Source organism: Nostoc sp. C052, assembly GCF_013393905.1.
Taxonomy (GTDB): Bacteria; Cyanobacteriota; Cyanobacteriia; order Cyanobacteriales; family Nostocaceae; genus Nostoc.
Window position 1 is genome coordinate 4,808,760 of the sequence record NZ_CP040272.1, and the last position, 15,146, is coordinate 4,823,905.

Genomic DNA, 15,146 nt, shown 5'->3' on the forward strand with positions numbered 1-15,146 from the left:
AGTGGACTACAGTGATGATTTTGCATCCTCCACTAATTGATTCTGAATTCTGACTCCTGAATTCTGACATTCATTTTTATAATATCGATTTTTGCCAAAGCTATATTCTCAACGATCATCTTTACGACGCACAAAGGGTAAAAGGTCTTCCAAAATTGTTTCGTGATAGTGTTCTTGAGGATAATGTCCGACGTTATTAAGTTTTATTAATTCGGTATTTGGTACGGAATTGGCAAAGTTTTCGGCAATGTCTACAGGTAGCCAAGGGTCAATCATACCCCATTGAATCAGAATTGGTTGTTGCCATTCTTTAAAGCCAGATTGTATTTCTGTCATAGCGGAATCAAGTTGTAAGTTGCGAATACTTGACAAGAGACTTCTACCAGATGAAGAAGCAGTTAAAAATGGTTTTCGATAAACATCTAAATCTTTATCTCCTATGCGATAACGGCTTCCACCTTCTAGCGTCCGGTCAACTAATAGAGGGTCTTGGGTCATTATTTCACCAGCCAAAGGTAAACCCATTTGTTTAATTTTCCAGGGTAATTTGGCAGCAGTTGAAATTGGTGTATTTAAAATAGCTAAATTAGCAATTTGGTCTGGATGACGCAAGGCATATTGTAGCCCTACAGAACCTAAAAAGCCTTGGACAACTAACGAAAAATGTTCAAGTTCTAAAGCTTTAATAAATCCTTCTAAAGCTGTAATAAAAGCATCGGGAGTGTAAGCAAAATCTCGTTTTTCTGGTTTGGCAGAAAAGCCGTAACCAATCCAATCTGGGGCGATCGCTCTTGTCCCCTGATTCGCCAACGCAGGTATAATATGACGCCAGCTGTAACTTTGTGAAACTAAGCCATGTAGCAGCAACACAGGCGCTAAGTCACTTCTGCCAATTGGTAAAGATTCCCGATAAAACCATTCCAGTGAATCTACATTGATTTTATGTTCTGTTATTGACACGTTATTTTCCTATATTGGGCATTGGGAATTGGGCATGGGGCATTGGGCATTGAGCATTAGTTATTCTTTCTTCCTCAGCTTCCCCTGCCTCCCCATGCTCCCTCATCCCCCCATTCCCTGAGAAATAATCATCTCACGAATTGCATAAGCTGTAGCGGGTGCTAGTAAAACGCCATTGCGATAGTGTCCGGTAGCTAGGAGGACGTTACTAAAGCCTGGCAACTTACCAATAACTGGGGCTGGGCGTCCTTCAGGACGGGGACGTAAGCCTGACCAGGTGCGGAGAATAGTTGCTGTGGCTAACTCTGGACAAAATGCGATCGCTTGTTCTCTAACAGATTCCAAAAGTTCTTGATTGGGCGGTATATCATCGTCATTGCTGGGAAATTCCACTGTTGCGCCTATCCAATAATCTCCACCACCCACAGGAACAATATGGACATCGTTACCCGTTATCGCTGGCTGGAAGTCGGGATTACCTAATGGATGCCCTACACGTACTTGCAACGCTTGCCCCAGTACGGGGCGGATATTAATTATCTGATTTAATTTTGCTGTCAGTGGTGTTGAACCTAACCCTGCTGCAATGACAAACCAATCAGCAGCTATTTTTCCTTCTGTAGTTTCAAGTTGATGGCAAAATTCAGGTGTTGAGGTTGGGGCATCCAAAACAGTTACGCCAAATTTGAAAGTTACACCATTTTGCTGGGCAGCCTCAACTAAAGCTAATGTCAGGGCAGTTGGATCAAGTTGGCGATCTTGGGGAGAATAGACAGCACCAGTAATTTTTTCGTTATTAATTTGAGGACAGATATTCTGGAGTTTAGCCGTGTCCCAAATTTCTAAATTCCAGCTTTGAGAATGGCGAATTTCTACTAGTTTTTCCCATACTGACATCTCCTCTAGGGAGGAATCAGATAAAAGCATGAGAATTCCCTGACGATTAAAAGGAATTTTGCAGCTTGTTAAAGCTTCTAGTTCAGGAATCAAGGTTTCATAGCGTTGGATGCTAGTTTGCCGCATCTGCCAAGCCTTACCCTTGATTTTTTGGCTGATTGCGCCCATTAAAACGCCAAGTGCAGCGCCCGTGGAAGCTTGTGCTGGTGGTTGGCGATCGCAAACTGTGATTTTCAGTCCTTTTACTAGACTCAATTCGTAAGCGATCGCAGCCCCAACTACACCACAACCGATAATAACTACATGACTCATTGCTGTTTTGAAGCCAAGATGGGAGAGATGCGAGAGATGAGGGAACAGGGGGAGCAATTTTTACTCTCCCTATTTCCTCATCTTTTTAGAGCATCTTACATTGCGCTTAACTTGCCTCTGTGCTGGTCTTAGGAAGTAGGTCGAGGAATTTGTCAATGTCTGCGAAAGCAGCCTGGGATTGGTTCAAGGCAACTAGAGGATTGCCAGCACTAGTAGCTTTATCGAGTTTAACCAGGTCTTTAAAAAAATCTCGCGTTATTTGACGTGCTGTGGGTTGGTCTTTGGGTAGAAGGTTGGGAGTGACATAAGTCAGATTCAGCTTTGCTTCTGTTATGGGCCCATGTATAAAGTTACGCACATTGATCCAATCACCTTGTTTTATTAGAGTTGTCAACTCTTCTGAGCGATCGCGCACAGCCTGAATTTCAGGAACATAAGCCTGAATTTTTTCCAGTTGTACTGCTGTGTAAGTTGGAGGTGCGATCGCAACACCAGGGCCACCACAACTAATCAGAAATGTGGCCAATAATACTAGAAAAAACGAAAAAATCGAGCGTTGACGCACCATATATTCAACTTAATTGCTTTTGGTTTACCGATTCACAGTGTCATTTTAGATCGCTAGCGCAATAATTTATCGTTCTCCTCAACTCAGGATTTTGCACAAAATCTTGATATTTTCTCTAAAGGGCAGAGTTCCATCTGCTTTTGAATAATTTTTAAGTACAATTACTTAATAGGTGTTAACCAGTCCCAATCAGAAGCAACTTTTGGCTTCTGTTAGTCACGAAAATTGTTAGGAAAATATGATTTAGAGTTGCTAAATCTCAAAGCTCTTGATAAGCTGAAACACCAATCATATAAGCCTTCTGGCGGTTTTTATGTCTTCACATCCTTGAAGATGCCGACGCGATATAGGAGTGTTTTTTAGTGAACGCAGCTGAACAGGCAACGAACCTTGAACTCGCCAGCAACATAGCTACGGTAGTTAATTTGTTCAAATTCGAGTTTCCTGATGCCAAATCCGATCTCAAACCCTGGAAGAATGATCCAGAAACTAGGGAGTTAGTCGATCCAGATTCTATAGATATTGGCTTTCACTTTCCTGGTATTAGCAAATCTTGGCGAAGTCGTAGCATTTTAATTCAAATCCGATTTTATCAAGATCCGATCAACAATTCCCGCCGTGCGATCGGCATAGAGGTAGCTGGATTCGATCATCGCGGTGAAGCGTGGCGACTTTCTACGGTAGAAAACTGGAATGTTGTCGGTGCATCTTCGCCTTCTGGTGAAATTGCGGATAAGCTCAAACAGATTTGCCGACAGATTTTAGAAGTTTTTAATAAACCAAGTGAATAAAAAACTCCACGCCACTTGCCGGATGGAGTTTTTGGGCATAGGGTATGGGGAAGAAGTTAGCAATGCCCAATGCCCCAAGCGACGTGTCAAGAAATAATGATAAATTCCTTGTAGAGACGGCGATTTATCGCGTCTTTGATTTATCGCGTCTCTAATTCATCGCGTCTCTCTAACTTATTTCTCAGCTAGAATCGCGTAAATTTCCCGTTTAACTTGCTCTAAAAGCTCACGCACCCGATTTATCCGCTCTATATTGCCACTACGAGCAACCTGCACCACAGCAGCAGCTAATTCTGTGGCGGCATTCCGCAACTCAATAAACTCTTGGGGCTTACCTGTAACGAAACCTTTGAAGGTATCCCAAGGAGAGTCTGAAGGTTCTTGCCGGGTACGTTCTGCTAATAATTGTCTACCCTCATCCGTAATCGTGTAAATCCGCTTACCGCCTTCCTGTGCGCTCTTGAGATAACCACCTTCCTCCAGTAATTGGAGTGTTGGATACACTGAGCCAGGACTGAGACGACGGAAACCACCATAACGAGTTTCCATTTCTTTAATCAGATCGTAACCATGACTAGGATGCTCGGATAACAATTCCAGCAGAATGAACTTGATGTCACCCCGACGAGTCCGGTGTTCATCTCCCCAACCACGACCAAACATTTCATGACCAAAGTGTTTCTCATGATGTCTGCCATGATGCTTGTCATGGCCAAACCAAGACCTGACAAGCAATGAGTCCTCTTCGCTAACTCCTGCCCATGCAGGTGCGCCAAAACGTGACCGAAAGTGTCTAAACATAAGTAAATCTCTAATCAACTTTCTCTAATATACGATATATCGGAATATATCGCGATATATCGGAATAGAATTTTGATGGAGATTTGTGAAGTAATATCGATTTGAAAAATGATTGCAACAGATAAATTCACGCCAAGCCAGACGCACCAAGGCAATTCCCAATCCAAAATCTAAAATCCAAAATTGGTACAAGCAACCCTGCCAACACCGTAAAGAATAGCCAAGCTAGTCGAAGCTGTTCAAATAGCGAGGAGTCTGTACTTGTTGGACAAAAGACTCTACCAACTGCAAATATTGTGAACCAGCAACTACTGCGGTATTGTTGTGATCTGCTCCTGGAACCAACAATAGTTGCTTTGGTTCGGGTGCAGTAGCATAAAGTTTTTCGCTCATAAAAGAGGGTACAGTCGAATCAGCAGCGCCATGAATGAATAAAACTGGCATTTTTAAATTTGGCAATTTTTTAATGGATTCAAACCGCTGTGTCAAGATTAAATCCACCGGAAACATCCAAAACATATTTCGATAAGTGATTAAATCGCGGATGGATGTAAAAGAGCTTTCTACGATTAAACCAGCAGCTTGTGGGTGTTTGACTGCCAAATCGAGGGCTATTGCACCCCCTAGAGAATGTCCATAAATAAAAATTTGGCTGGGTAGAATCTCTTGTTGCTGTACCAAGTAATTCCAAGCTGTAGCTGCATCTTCATAAACCTGCTTTTCATTAGGAAAGCTGCCTTCACTGCGACCATAACCCCGATAATCAATCAGTAATACCGAAAACCCTAGCTGATGAAACCTGTTAGCATGAGTTATATTTGCGCCAATATTGATACCATTTCCGTGTAAGTATAGCAACACCTTGGCATTGGGTTGCTTGGCTTTTATCCACCAACCGTGGATGTGTTCTACCTGGCCTGTTTTACCAGGTACAGCCAACCAAACCTCTTTGTAAGCAAGATTAAAAAACTCTGGTGTCTTTTCAATAACAGCAGAGGGAAAGAAAATAAACCGAGGTTGCCCAATAAAAAGAACTAGACAGATAACACAGTAGGCGAACGCTGCAATTATCCCAGCCCAGAGTAGCCTCTGGGAAAATACTTGTATTATAAATTGCAGACTGTTAATTTTCATACCCTGGATTTTAACTTTTAAGGTATGTATTATAACAATAAAAATACTTACTTTAAGGCACACTAGCATTTTAAAATGCGGGATTAAGCCATTCTCAAAAAAATTTATCCTAAAATCAAATATCCAGTAAATTTACGTATGCAAATTGGAGTGTTCTCAATGAATAGTAGAATTAGGCCATAGAGGAAAAGATTGTGACGCTCTTAAACGAAGCTCAATTAGAGCAATTAAAGGAAATAACCACACATCTGCGACAAGCAAGACAAGAAAAATCCATCCGCATAGAAGAAATCGCCTCTCAAACAATGATTCGAGCAGGTATTTTGCAAGCTTTAGAAGAAGAAAGATTTGAAGAATTACCTGAGCCGATTTTTCTTCAAGGATTCATCCGTCGTTATGGAGATGCTTTAGGGCTTGATGGAAATGCTTTATCATACAGCCTGATAACCAATGTTGTCCGTGAAGATTCCAAAAATGCTCATAAGAATTCAGACAACAAAGGAAATACATACATACCTCTTGTTCTGACCTATATTTTATTACTGGTCGGTGCATCAGCTGGTCTTCTTCATATACTTAATCCACAGCTTACAGCTGAATCCCCGACTCCAGAAAACAACGATCAACAGTCAATAGTCAGTAATCAGACTAACAAATGACTAAGAAAGTAAAGGGAGTGGGGAGAAGAATTAATGACCAATGCCCAATGCCCATTTTCAAGATATTTGTGGTTTACGCAGATGCCAAGTAGTGGATTGCTCATAAGCATAAGCTACCTGAAAAAGCTGGTCTTCTCGCAGTACATTACCAATTAGCTGTAATCCTATCGGTAGCCCTTGATCGTCAAAACCACATGGCAAACTTAAACTAGGTAAACCAGCAAGATTTACAGGAATAGTCATCAAGTCAGTTAAGTACATACTTAAGGGATCAGTAGTTTTTTCCCCTGCTTTGAATGCTGTAGTGGGAGATGTGGGACAAACCAACACATCAACCGTTTGAAAAGCCTTTTCAAAGTCTTGCTTAATCAAGGTGCGGACTTTTTGCGCTTTAAGGTAGTAAGCGTCATAATAGCCAGCGGAAAGAGCATAAGTGCCAATCATAATCCGGCGTTTGACTTCTGTACCAAAACCAGCGGCGCGAGTACGAGTGTACATCGATAGCAGATTATCTGCATCAGGAGCGCGATACCCATATTTAACGCCATCGTAACGAGCCAGGTTTGCTGATGCTTCTGATGGGGCGATGATGTAGTAAGTGGGTAAGCCATAGCGAAAACGGGGACAGGAAATGATATGAATCTCTGCTCCCAAACTTTGTAGTTGATCTACTGCTTTGGTAACAGCTTGTTCTACTACAGGGTCTAAACCTTCACCAAAAGTTTCTTTAATAACACCAATTCTTAGCTGACCTCTGGGTTTGAAGTCTGGTTTTAAGTTAGCAGCATAGTTGGGAATGGCAACTTTCAGGCTGGTGGAGTCTTTGGGATCGTAACCTGCGATCGCATTCAATAATATTGCCGCATCTTCTACTGTCTTGGCAAATGGCCCAATTTGATCTAAAGACGAAGCGTAAGCCACCAAGCCATAACGAGAAACCAAACCATAAGTTGGTTTCATCCCCACCACACCGCAGAAAGATGCAGGTTGGCGAATCGAACCGCCAGTATCAGAACCAAGAGCAACTACGCATTCTTGAGATGACACAGCCGCCGCAGAACCTCCTGAAGAACCACCTGGAATTCGTGACAAATCCCAAGGATTAGCTGTGACTTGGTAAGCGGAGTTTTCTGTGGAACTACCCATTGCAAACTCATCTAAGTTGGTTTTGCCAACCATTACCGCCCCAATATCTGCCAGTTTTTGCGTTGCGGTTGATTCATAAGGCGGCACGAAATTTTCCAAAATCCGGGAGGCGCAGGTAGTGGGAACTCCCTTGGTACACATATTGTCTTTAATACCTATAGGAATCCCTGCTAGCAGGCCAATTTCCTCTCCCGCAGCAATTTTGGCATCCACAGCATTTGCCTGCTCTAATGCCCGTTCTGCGGTAACACATAAAAAGCTGTGTAATTTTGGCTCTAACGCTTGAATGCGATCTAAAGCTTCTTGGGTAATTTCGACGGCAGAACGTTCTTTTTCAATCAGTTGTTGGTGCAACTCGCGGATGGATGCCATGATTGCTCTCTTTATGACTCAAGTCATTGATTCTAGTACATATTGGTCGAAATTGGGTATGGGACATTGGGTATGGGGCATTGGGCATTGAAAAGAGGCAGAGGGGCAGAGGAGAGGAATTTTCCCCCTGCTCCCTTGCTTCTTCCCTGGTTCCCAGTCCCCAGTCCCCAGTTCCCACACATCTTAAAATCAGCGCATTAATATGTATTGAAATGTGTTTAATATGTTTTGAAAAACAGCAAATATATGGCTAATAACCATCTATGAAGAGCCGATCAAAGTTTTGATATATTTTGATATATACTAACTAGTTTCGCGTCAGACTATAGCAGTGTTTTCTAGTGATATAATTTTGTATTATAACCGCTATAGATACTACAAAGTCAATATTTTTATCAATTAATTAATTTCGCAAAATTTTTTCAGGGTAGGGTAGGATGATAAAAATAGCCACACGCAAATATTTAGGTAAACAAAATGTCTATGACATTGGGGTTGAGCGTGACCATAATTTTGCGATCAAAAATGGCTTAATAGCTTCTAATTGTTTCAATAAATCTCATTCGACTGCCTATGGTTATGTAACTTATCAAACAGCATATTTAAAAGCTAATTACCCATTGGAATATATGGCGGCACTGTTAACGGCTAACAGTGGTGATACCGATAAGGTGCAGCGATATATTACGAACTGTACAAATATGGGGATTTCCATAGACCCGCCAGATATTAATCGTTCTGGTGTTGATTTTACACCGACGGCAGGCAAGATTTTGTTTGGATTTTCGGCAGTGCGTAACGTGGGACAAAATGCGATCGCTTGTATTTTGGAAGCGAGAAATGAGACAGGAGAGTTTAAAACACTCGCTGATTTTTGCGATCGCGTCGATTTGCGCGCTGTTAACCGCCGCACCCTGGAGTCGCTGATTTACTGTGGAGCCTTTGACAAAATTGAATCCAACCGTCAACAGTTAATTAACGACTCAGAATTAGTGTATGATTGGGCACAATCTCGCGCCAAAGACAGAGCTAGTGGTCAAGGGAATCTGTTTGATTTATTAGGTGATGGATTTTCTTCGGCTCAGAACAAGAGAGCAAATAATGCCTTTGAAACTGCTCCCAAATCTAAACCTGTGATAGATTTGCCCCCACAAAAAAAGTTGCAGATGGAGAAAGAATTACTAGGTTTTTATGTATCAGATCATCCACTGAAATCCTTACGGCAAATAGCACCACTTTTGACTCCAATTAATCTTTCACAGTTGGGAGAACAAAGAGAAGATACAAGGCTTTGTGCAGTTGTGATGTTAAATAATGTCAAAAAAGTGGTGACGAAAAAAGGCGATCAGATGGCAATATTGCAAATAGAAGACCTAACTACACAATCAGAAGCCGTAGTTTTTCCGAAAACTTATGAACGCATTAGTTCTCTACTCCAAGTCGATACTAGATTGATTATTTGGGGAAAAGTAGATCGGCGTGATGAGCAAACTCAATTTATTCTTGAAGATGCAGAGCCAGTGGAAACAGTACAAATGGTGATGGTGGAATTAAATCCACAACAAGCAGGTAATATGGAAGATTTACATCGCTTGAAAACAATTTTGCAAGAGCATTCAGTAGATAAAGAAAAGGCAAAAATGCCAGTAATTGGAATTATTCAAACTGAAACTTCTCGCAAGCTTGTTCGCTTGGGTTGGCAATTTTGTGTACAAGATTCTAGAATTACCGTTCAAGCTTTGCAAAATGCTAGTTTTCCTGCTCATATAAAATCCCTGACTGGTAGCTGACACTAGCAGTGAAAAATCAACCAATAGTGAAAAGTATCTTAAGAATTAGTTTTATTAAACTGTCAACAGTAAATTGCCTTAAGTAGCTAGGATTTGAATCGTTTTTTTAGTTACTTATGCGGATGATAATTTCCTTGAGGGAGTGGTATCTTTTTATGCTAATACCCTTAAGGCTGCGACCGGGGGAAGGAGTTAGAACTTGATGACTGTAAATGAGCTACATAAATTTGTTTCATACTGTAAAAGAATTCAACCCCAAACTCACGAGGACATTCAAAAATTTTTTGAAGGAGTGATATTATTTCCTTACGATAAGGAACTTCTATTACAAGCTTATTTATTTCTGAATATTAAAGAATTGTTTCCCTCGTGCGCTGAATTGCTGTTGTTTGAAAAGTCTCCAATTTCAGATTATACAGATTTAGGGAAGTGTGATTTTGTCTTCCTAACTTTTAAGGGTAGTCTGTTTTTAATAGAAACTAAATTTATTGATACAGAAGCAACCGGAGCAACAGAAAGGAAAAGAAGAAATAAACATAGAAACAAGGTATTTGAGCAAGTTATTACTTTAAAAGGCCGATTTAGCGAATATTGGAATATGAGGCTAGATCAATTAGAGTGTGGGGTTTTCACAACAGATGCAGAAGTTGCTTGGCGAGGAAATGGTGTGAATGTCATATCTAAATCAATATCTATAGACAAGCTAGAACAATGGCGAAGAAATTATCACAATAGTGATAAATTTTTATCTCATCAAGATGGGTCAAAGTTTGAGGAAAAAGTGAATTTGAAAGGTTGAGCTAATACCTAAGTATAGTTATTACAGTGAATGGTGTATGGGGCATAAAAGTAATTAGCAATGCCCCATACACCAACCCAGATAAATTATCTGGGTTTTCCTTACATCAATCCTTACTGCCAAACATAGATCAGGATAAACAAAATAATCCAGATAACATCGACGAAGTGCCAGAATAATGAAGTTGCATTGACACCAAAGTGACCTGTATCGTAATTGCCAGGTAGGAAAGAACGTATCAAAATTATTAACTGCAACAGGATACCAGTGAACACGTGCAAACCGTGGAAACCTGTAAGCAGATAGAATGTTCCACCAAATACTCCTGAAGTGAAACCAAAGGCGAGGCCGTTCCATTCAATCGCCTGTCCAACTAAAAAGTAAGTTCCCATCGCCATTGTTGCTATGAGAAACAGGCGAAATTTTACTAAGTCGTGGCGTTGAAGGGCGCGTTCTGCTAAGTAAATTACAAAGCTACTCGCAACAAGAATTACTGTGTTGATTGCTGGTTCTTTTACTTCTAGTCCAGAAACACCAGCTGGTAGCCAGTTAGGGGTTGTTGTTTTGTAGATGGCATATCCGGCGAAAAAACTCAAGAAAATGACACTTTCTGAGAGGAGGAAGACGATGAAGCCAAACATTTTGTTGCCTTCTTCGTCGTGAGTATGTTCTGCGGCGGTGTGGGGCAATTCGTGGGAATTGATATAGCTGTCCATTTTGGTTTTTGAGGGGGAGTTTGAAACGCATAGGCTTTGCCTTCCCGCAGGGTAGGTGCGCGGAGGGAAGCGCAGAGGTACACGGAGGGTTTTTGCGTCTTCCCGATGGTTGGCGTTATTCTGGCAGGTTGGCTGTTAAGGGTTCTGATTTGCCGTAGCCATAGGGTTCGGAGATGATGATGGGAGTTTCTTCAAAGTTTTCTACTGGGGGGGGTGAAGAAACTAACCACTCTAGTCCAATTGCTCGCCAAGGGTTAGCGGGTGCTTTCTCGCCTTGCATCCAAGAAATCACCATGTTGAAGATGAAGGGCAAGGTGGACATTCCTAAGAGGAATCCGCCGAGGCTGGCGATGATGTTCCAAAATTGATACTCTGGGGCGTAGGAAGCAACTCGGCGTAACATTCCTTGCAATCCCAAGGGGTGCATGGGCAAAAAGTTGAGGTTGGTGCCGATGAAGGCTAACCAAAAATGGATTTTACCCCAGCTTTCGGAGTACATCCGCCCGGTCATTTTGGGGAACCAGTGATAGATGGCTGCAAATAAGCCCATCGTCACGGTGCCGTAGAGGACGTAGTGGAAGTGTCCGACTACAAAGTAGGTATTGTTAACGTGGACATCAACGGGCACGGAAGAAAGCATAATGCCTGTGATTCCGGCGAAGACAAACATGACTAATCCGCCCAAGGCAAACAGCATAGCAGTATTTAGCCGCAGTTTACCGCCCCAAATAGTTGCTACCCAAGCAAATACTTTAATTCCTGTGGGGACAGATACACACATTGTTGTCAGCATGAAAATCAACCGCATCCACCCAGGAGTACCGCTGACGTACATGTGGTGTACCCAAACAATGCCGCTAACTACGGCAATCAAGATAGATGAAATGGCAACTACTTTGTAACCAAATAGGGGTTTACGTGAATAAACTGGGAAGATTTCTGAGAAAATGCCGAAGACAGGCAAAATAATCACGTAAACGGCTGGGTGGGAGTAGAACCAGAAGTAATGTTGGAACATTACTGGATTTCCACCTTTGGCGGGGTCAAAAAAGGCGGTGCCAGCGGTAAGGTCAAGTAGCAGCATCACCGCACCAGCTGTCAGTGCTGGAAGTCCAAATAGTTGGATGATTTGGGCGCTAAAGACTGCCCAAACAAACAACGGCATTTTGAAGAAGCCCATTCCTGGGGCCCGCATCTTGACGATGGTGGTGACAAAGTTCACTGCCCCCATAATTGAGGATACGCCGGATATTGCCACTGCTAACAGCCAGAGAACTTGACCATTAATCAAGTTACCTGTGGGATTCTGGAGACTGACTGGCGGGTAAGACCACCAGCCAGCTTGGGCAGGGCCTCCAGGGACAAAGAAGCTACCCATCATCAAAATCCCAACTACTGGTACCATCCAAAAGGCGACGGCGTTGAGGCGGGGAAATGCCATATCTCGCGCCCCAATCATCAGGGGTACTAAATAGTTGGCAAAACCAACCAGTGAGGGAAATGTCCACAAGAACAGCATTACAGTGCCGTGCATGGTGAACATACCGTTGTAGACAGTGCGATCAACTAAATCTGATTCGGGTGTCATCAGTTCTCCCCGCATCACCATCGCAAATATACCGCCGACGAGAAAGAAGAAAAATGAGGTAACGAGATACTGGATACCAATAACTTTATGGTCGGTACTAAAGCTGAAGTATTCTTTCCAGCTACTCGGAGATTCGTGGTTATGCTTCTCATCAGGGAGAAGAATGCCTTCAATAGGAACATTAGTCATGGTTACTTTCCTTTCAACCAGGTGAATTGACTAGAGGAGGTGCAGCAGGTGGAACTGTAACCCAACCAGTTTGGACTGATTGATGGGATGTTTGGGCATACTCAGCAGCCGCTTGATTCTTTGCTGGGGAGGGCTTTTGAGTTGCAGCTTGGGCTAGCCACTGCTGATAATCTTCAGGAGATTCGACGACTACATTCGCTTGCATCGTGGCAAAGTATGTACCGCTATATTGAGAATCGGTCAATCGGTATTTGCCGGGACGGATGGGAGTAAATTCAAAGTCGATCGCATGGTTAGGAATAATATCCTGCTTGAGGCGAAATGCAGGAATATAGAAGCCGTGGAGAACGTCTTGTGATTTCAGCGCTAAACGTATCCGGCGATCGCTTGGTAAATGCAATTCAGTACTGGTAATATCTCTTTCTGGGTAATGAAAAACCCACGCCCACTGTTTAGCTAGTACATCGATTTTTTCAATCGGTTCTGCTAAGGCTTTAGCTGGTGCGGCATAAGCTGATTCCATTGCCAGCGGATTATGCAGGTGAACTATTTCCGATGGGCCTTGAATTCCCATTTGTTCGTAAACTTGGTAGCTGTAGCTTGCAATCCAAAATACCAAGAGAATTGGGATTGCTGTCCAGACAACTTCTAAGGTGACATTACCTTCAATCGGAGGGCCGTCAGTGAAGTCATCTTTGACTGCGCGATGGAAGATCACAGAATACATCAGAGTACTTGTTACTCCCAAGAAGATGAAGGCACCGAGGGTTACTAAGAAGCTAATCAAATCATCAATGAGTAGGGATTCGGCTGCTGCTTGGGGAGGAAGCCAAGAGTAAGACTGCTTGCCGATCCAGAGACTCATAGAAGTCACTGCGATCGCGCCTGTAAGCAGCGTCAAAATATTTAAAATCTTCTGGATTTTCATGGTCATTAGTCATTAGTCATTAGTCATTGGTCATTGGTCATTGGTCATTAGTCAAATGACTAATACTTACTTGAGTGTTGTGTTTAGGTCTTGGCCTAATCGCAGCAGATTATCTGCTGTATTGTGTACGCCAAATTCGGCGGCTAGTTGCGCTCCTAGTGTGCCGTGGATGTACAGAATGAACATGATTGCGATGCCTGCGAACAGATAGATCCATTGCACTTCTCTATCTGTCTGTTTATATTCTTGTTTGCCCCAAACGAAGCGCTGCCAAGCTCTCCAGATGGTCATACCAACAATCAGTGCTAATAAGAACACACCACCCACACCATGCCAAAGCATAGTTTCCATTGCCTGCAATCCCCAGGCACTCTTCATATCAGCTGGTGGTGTTGCCAATAGCATTTCGTAAAAGCCTGCTGCTACTGTGAAAAATGTGATGATGCTGGCAGCTAACATGTTGTACCAACCAACAGCAAATAAGTTGTCACGTTCCACAGTAATTGCCAAAAATTTGAAGACCCATTTTTCAAAGGGGAACAGAACACCAACGATATCAAAGGTCATCCCAATGATGAACAAACCTATTGTCAGATGGACTAGGTTGGGATGAATGGGAATTGTGTAAGGTAATCCGTTTGCGCCTAGAGAGTCGGTTAATTGGTTAATTAATTCTGAGTTCATCGCAACAGACCATCCTTTACTGCTTCCACAACTGGCACGGTATGCAATCCATATATCCAAACAAGTTCATCGCCGAGATAGACCTGTAAGCCAACTATTAGGGTTAAAACTAGTCCGGCGCCCAAATAATAAATCGGTACTTTTTGCGGGTTGCGGGCACGAATTACATAACGCCAAGCTGTAATCGCTGTGATAATTCCTGAAAGCGACCAACCAATTAGCGTATGCAAATTTAGCACCGATTTAGCTAGGCTGTAAGGCTGTGCTAATCCCGCTTCAAACTGACCAAAAATAATCGCGACGAAGATGGCGATCGTGGCAACTAACATATTCCACCAACTCACCTCAAAAAGACTGGATTTACCAGTAAAATAGCCAATTACATCACAGACAAAGGAAAATAAAACCATCGCAATTACGAAGTGGACAACGATGGGGTGAACCGTATCTGGATAAGGTAAATTGTGGTCGTTCAAAGATGTAAAATACTCAAACATAGTCTTCTCCTGGACATATCTACCGCACTTTAGTCAATTAATTTTGGATTTTGGATTGCCAATTTTGGATTTTAGATTTATTCCGTCCCTGACGAGAGATAAACCCGAAGACCCTAATCCAAAATCCCAAATCTAAAATCGCTAGTCAAACTTCAATGATTGGTGGACACTCACTAACATCACCACAAGTATCCATCTATAATTGACCTGATTCTGTTCAATATCTGCGCTGTGCAATACGCTTAATCATGTCTTAGCTTTTTGTAGCCAAATCTGGTTGAATTGCCTACATGGAATAATTTTAGTTTTGATTCA

15 protein-coding genes are annotated in these 15,146 nt (G+C 42.3%); 4 read left to right on the top strand and 11 right to left on the bottom strand.

Annotation, left to right across the window (positions count from 1 at the left end; translation table 11 throughout):
- Positions 1–108: 108 nt before the first annotated feature.
- The 3 genes from FD723_RS19765 to psbQ form a co-directional block, all read right to left on the bottom strand.
- Complete coding sequence (locus tag FD723_RS19765; protein WP_179066860.1) at positions 109–960, bottom strand: alpha/beta fold hydrolase; 852 nt, start codon at positions 958–960, stop codon at positions 109–111.
- A gap of 102 nt (positions 961–1,062) precedes the next feature.
- A complete protein-coding gene (locus FD723_RS19770; protein ID WP_179066861.1) occupies positions 1,063–2,169 on the bottom strand; it encodes an FAD-binding oxidoreductase in 1,107 nt (368 codons plus the stop codon).
- Between the two features lie 106 nt (positions 2,170–2,275).
- On the bottom strand, positions 2,276–2,737 hold the full coding sequence (gene psbQ / locus FD723_RS19775; RefSeq protein WP_179066862.1) for a photosystem II protein PsbQ: 462 nt from the start codon (positions 2,735–2,737) through the stop codon (positions 2,276–2,278).
- A 362-nt stretch (positions 2,738–3,099) separates the two neighbouring features.
- Here psbQ and FD723_RS19780 point away from each other — a divergent pair, with 362 nt between their 5' ends.
- Entirely contained in the window at positions 3,100–3,528 is a 429-nt protein-coding gene (locus FD723_RS19780; RefSeq protein WP_179066863.1) for a hypothetical protein, read from the top strand.
- Between the two features lie 174 nt (positions 3,529–3,702).
- Here the strand turns inward: FD723_RS19780 and FD723_RS19785 are convergent, their stop codons facing one another.
- Both FD723_RS19785 and FD723_RS19790 read right to left on the bottom strand, forming a co-directional pair.
- Positions 3,703–4,329, bottom strand: coding sequence for a PadR family transcriptional regulator (locus FD723_RS19785; protein ID WP_179066864.1), 627 nt, complete (start codon positions 4,327–4,329; stop codon positions 3,703–3,705).
- A gap of 225 nt (positions 4,330–4,554) precedes the next feature.
- Positions 4,555–5,463: an alpha/beta hydrolase gene (locus tag FD723_RS19790; RefSeq protein WP_179066865.1), complete on the bottom strand. Its 909-nt coding sequence runs from the start codon at positions 5,461–5,463 to the stop codon at positions 4,555–4,557.
- Positions 5,464–5,657: 194 nt separating this feature from the next.
- On the opposite strand from FD723_RS19790, the gene FD723_RS19795 reads away from it, so the two are divergent.
- On the top strand, positions 5,658–6,122 hold the full coding sequence (locus FD723_RS19795) for a helix-turn-helix transcriptional regulator (protein ID WP_179066866.1): 465 nt from the start codon (positions 5,658–5,660) through the stop codon (positions 6,120–6,122).
- Positions 6,123–6,179: 57 nt separating this feature from the next.
- Here FD723_RS19795 and gatA read toward each other — a convergent pair whose 3' ends face one another.
- The gene (gene gatA, locus FD723_RS19800) at positions 6,180–7,640 is read right to left on the bottom strand and encodes an Asp-tRNA(Asn)/Glu-tRNA(Gln) amidotransferase subunit GatA (protein ID WP_179066867.1); all 1,461 of its coding nucleotides are present in this window, start codon (positions 7,638–7,640) and stop codon (positions 6,180–6,182) included.
- A gap of 437 nt (positions 7,641–8,077) precedes the next feature.
- Between gatA and FD723_RS19805 the strand changes: the two genes are divergently transcribed.
- Positions 8,078–9,430 carry an OB-fold nucleic acid binding domain-containing protein gene (locus FD723_RS19805; RefSeq protein WP_179066868.1) on the top strand — a complete coding sequence of 451 codons (1,353 nt, stop codon included), beginning with the start codon at positions 8,078–8,080 and terminating at the stop codon, positions 9,428–9,430.
- A 202-nt stretch (positions 9,431–9,632) separates the two neighbouring features.
- Positions 9,633–10,229, top strand: coding sequence for a hypothetical protein (locus FD723_RS19810; RefSeq protein WP_179066869.1), 597 nt, complete (start codon positions 9,633–9,635; stop codon positions 10,227–10,229).
- Between the two features lie 113 nt (positions 10,230–10,342).
- Here the strand turns inward: FD723_RS19810 and FD723_RS19815 are convergent, their stop codons facing one another.
- From FD723_RS19815 to FD723_RS19835, 5 genes are all read right to left on the bottom strand, one after another.
- Positions 10,343–10,945 carry a heme-copper oxidase subunit III gene (locus FD723_RS19815; protein WP_179066870.1) on the bottom strand — a complete coding sequence of 201 codons (603 nt, stop codon included), beginning with the start codon at positions 10,943–10,945 and terminating at the stop codon, positions 10,343–10,345.
- A gap of 115 nt (positions 10,946–11,060) precedes the next feature.
- Positions 11,061–12,722, bottom strand: a complete 1,662-nt coding sequence (gene ctaD / locus FD723_RS19820; protein ID WP_179066871.1) for a cytochrome c oxidase subunit I — start codon at positions 12,720–12,722, stop codon at positions 11,061–11,063.
- A gap of 13 nt (positions 12,723–12,735) precedes the next feature.
- Complete coding sequence (locus tag FD723_RS19825; RefSeq protein WP_179069207.1) at positions 12,736–13,650, bottom strand: cytochrome c oxidase subunit II; 915 nt, start codon at positions 13,648–13,650, stop codon at positions 12,736–12,738.
- Between the two features lie 66 nt (positions 13,651–13,716).
- A complete protein-coding gene (locus FD723_RS19830; protein WP_179066872.1) occupies positions 13,717–14,334 on the bottom strand; it encodes a DUF2231 domain-containing protein in 618 nt (205 codons plus the stop codon).
- Positions 14,331–14,831, bottom strand: coding sequence for a DUF2231 domain-containing protein (locus FD723_RS19835; protein WP_179066873.1), 501 nt, complete (start codon positions 14,829–14,831; stop codon positions 14,331–14,333). The genes FD723_RS19830 and FD723_RS19835 overlap by 4 nt, the downstream gene beginning before the upstream one ends.
- Positions 14,832–15,146 lie beyond the last annotated feature (315 nt).

Bases quoted from the DNA above. Each gene is read 5' to 3' on its own strand.
- FD723_RS19785 (WP_179066864.1), bottom strand. From the start codon at position 4,329: ATGTTTAGACACTTTCGGTCACGTTTTGGCGCACCTGCATGGGCAGGA.
- gatA (WP_179066867.1), bottom strand. From the start codon at position 7,640: ATGGCATCCATCCGCGAGTTGCACCAACAACTGATTGAAAAAGAACGT.
- psbQ (WP_179066862.1), bottom strand. From the start codon at position 2,737: ATGGTGCGTCAACGCTCGATTTTTTCGTTTTTTCTAGTATTATTGGCC.
- FD723_RS19830 (WP_179066872.1), bottom strand. From the start codon at position 14,334: ATGAACTCAGAATTAATTAACCAATTAACCGACTCTCTAGGCGCAAAC.
- FD723_RS19815 (WP_179066870.1), bottom strand. From the start codon at position 10,945: ATGGACAGCTATATCAATTCCCACGAATTGCCCCACACCGCCGCAGAA.
- FD723_RS19825 (WP_179069207.1), bottom strand. From the start codon at position 13,650: ATGAAAATCCAGAAGATTTTAAATATTTTGACGCTGCTTACAGGCGCG.
- FD723_RS19810 (WP_179066869.1), top strand. From the start codon at position 9,633: ATGACTGTAAATGAGCTACATAAATTTGTTTCATACTGTAAAAGAATT.
- FD723_RS19770 (WP_179066861.1), bottom strand. From the start codon at position 2,169: ATGAGTCATGTAGTTATTATCGGTTGTGGTGTAGTTGGGGCTGCGATC.
- FD723_RS19835 (WP_179066873.1), bottom strand. From the start codon at position 14,831: ATGTTTGAGTATTTTACATCTTTGAACGACCACAATTTACCTTATCCA.
- FD723_RS19790 (WP_179066865.1), bottom strand. From the start codon at position 5,463: ATGAAAATTAACAGTCTGCAATTTATAATACAAGTATTTTCCCAGAGG.
- ctaD (WP_179066871.1), bottom strand. From the start codon at position 12,722: ATGACTAATGTTCCTATTGAAGGCATTCTTCTCCCTGATGAGAAGCAT.
- FD723_RS19805 (WP_179066868.1), top strand. From the start codon at position 8,078: ATGATAAAAATAGCCACACGCAAATATTTAGGTAAACAAAATGTCTAT.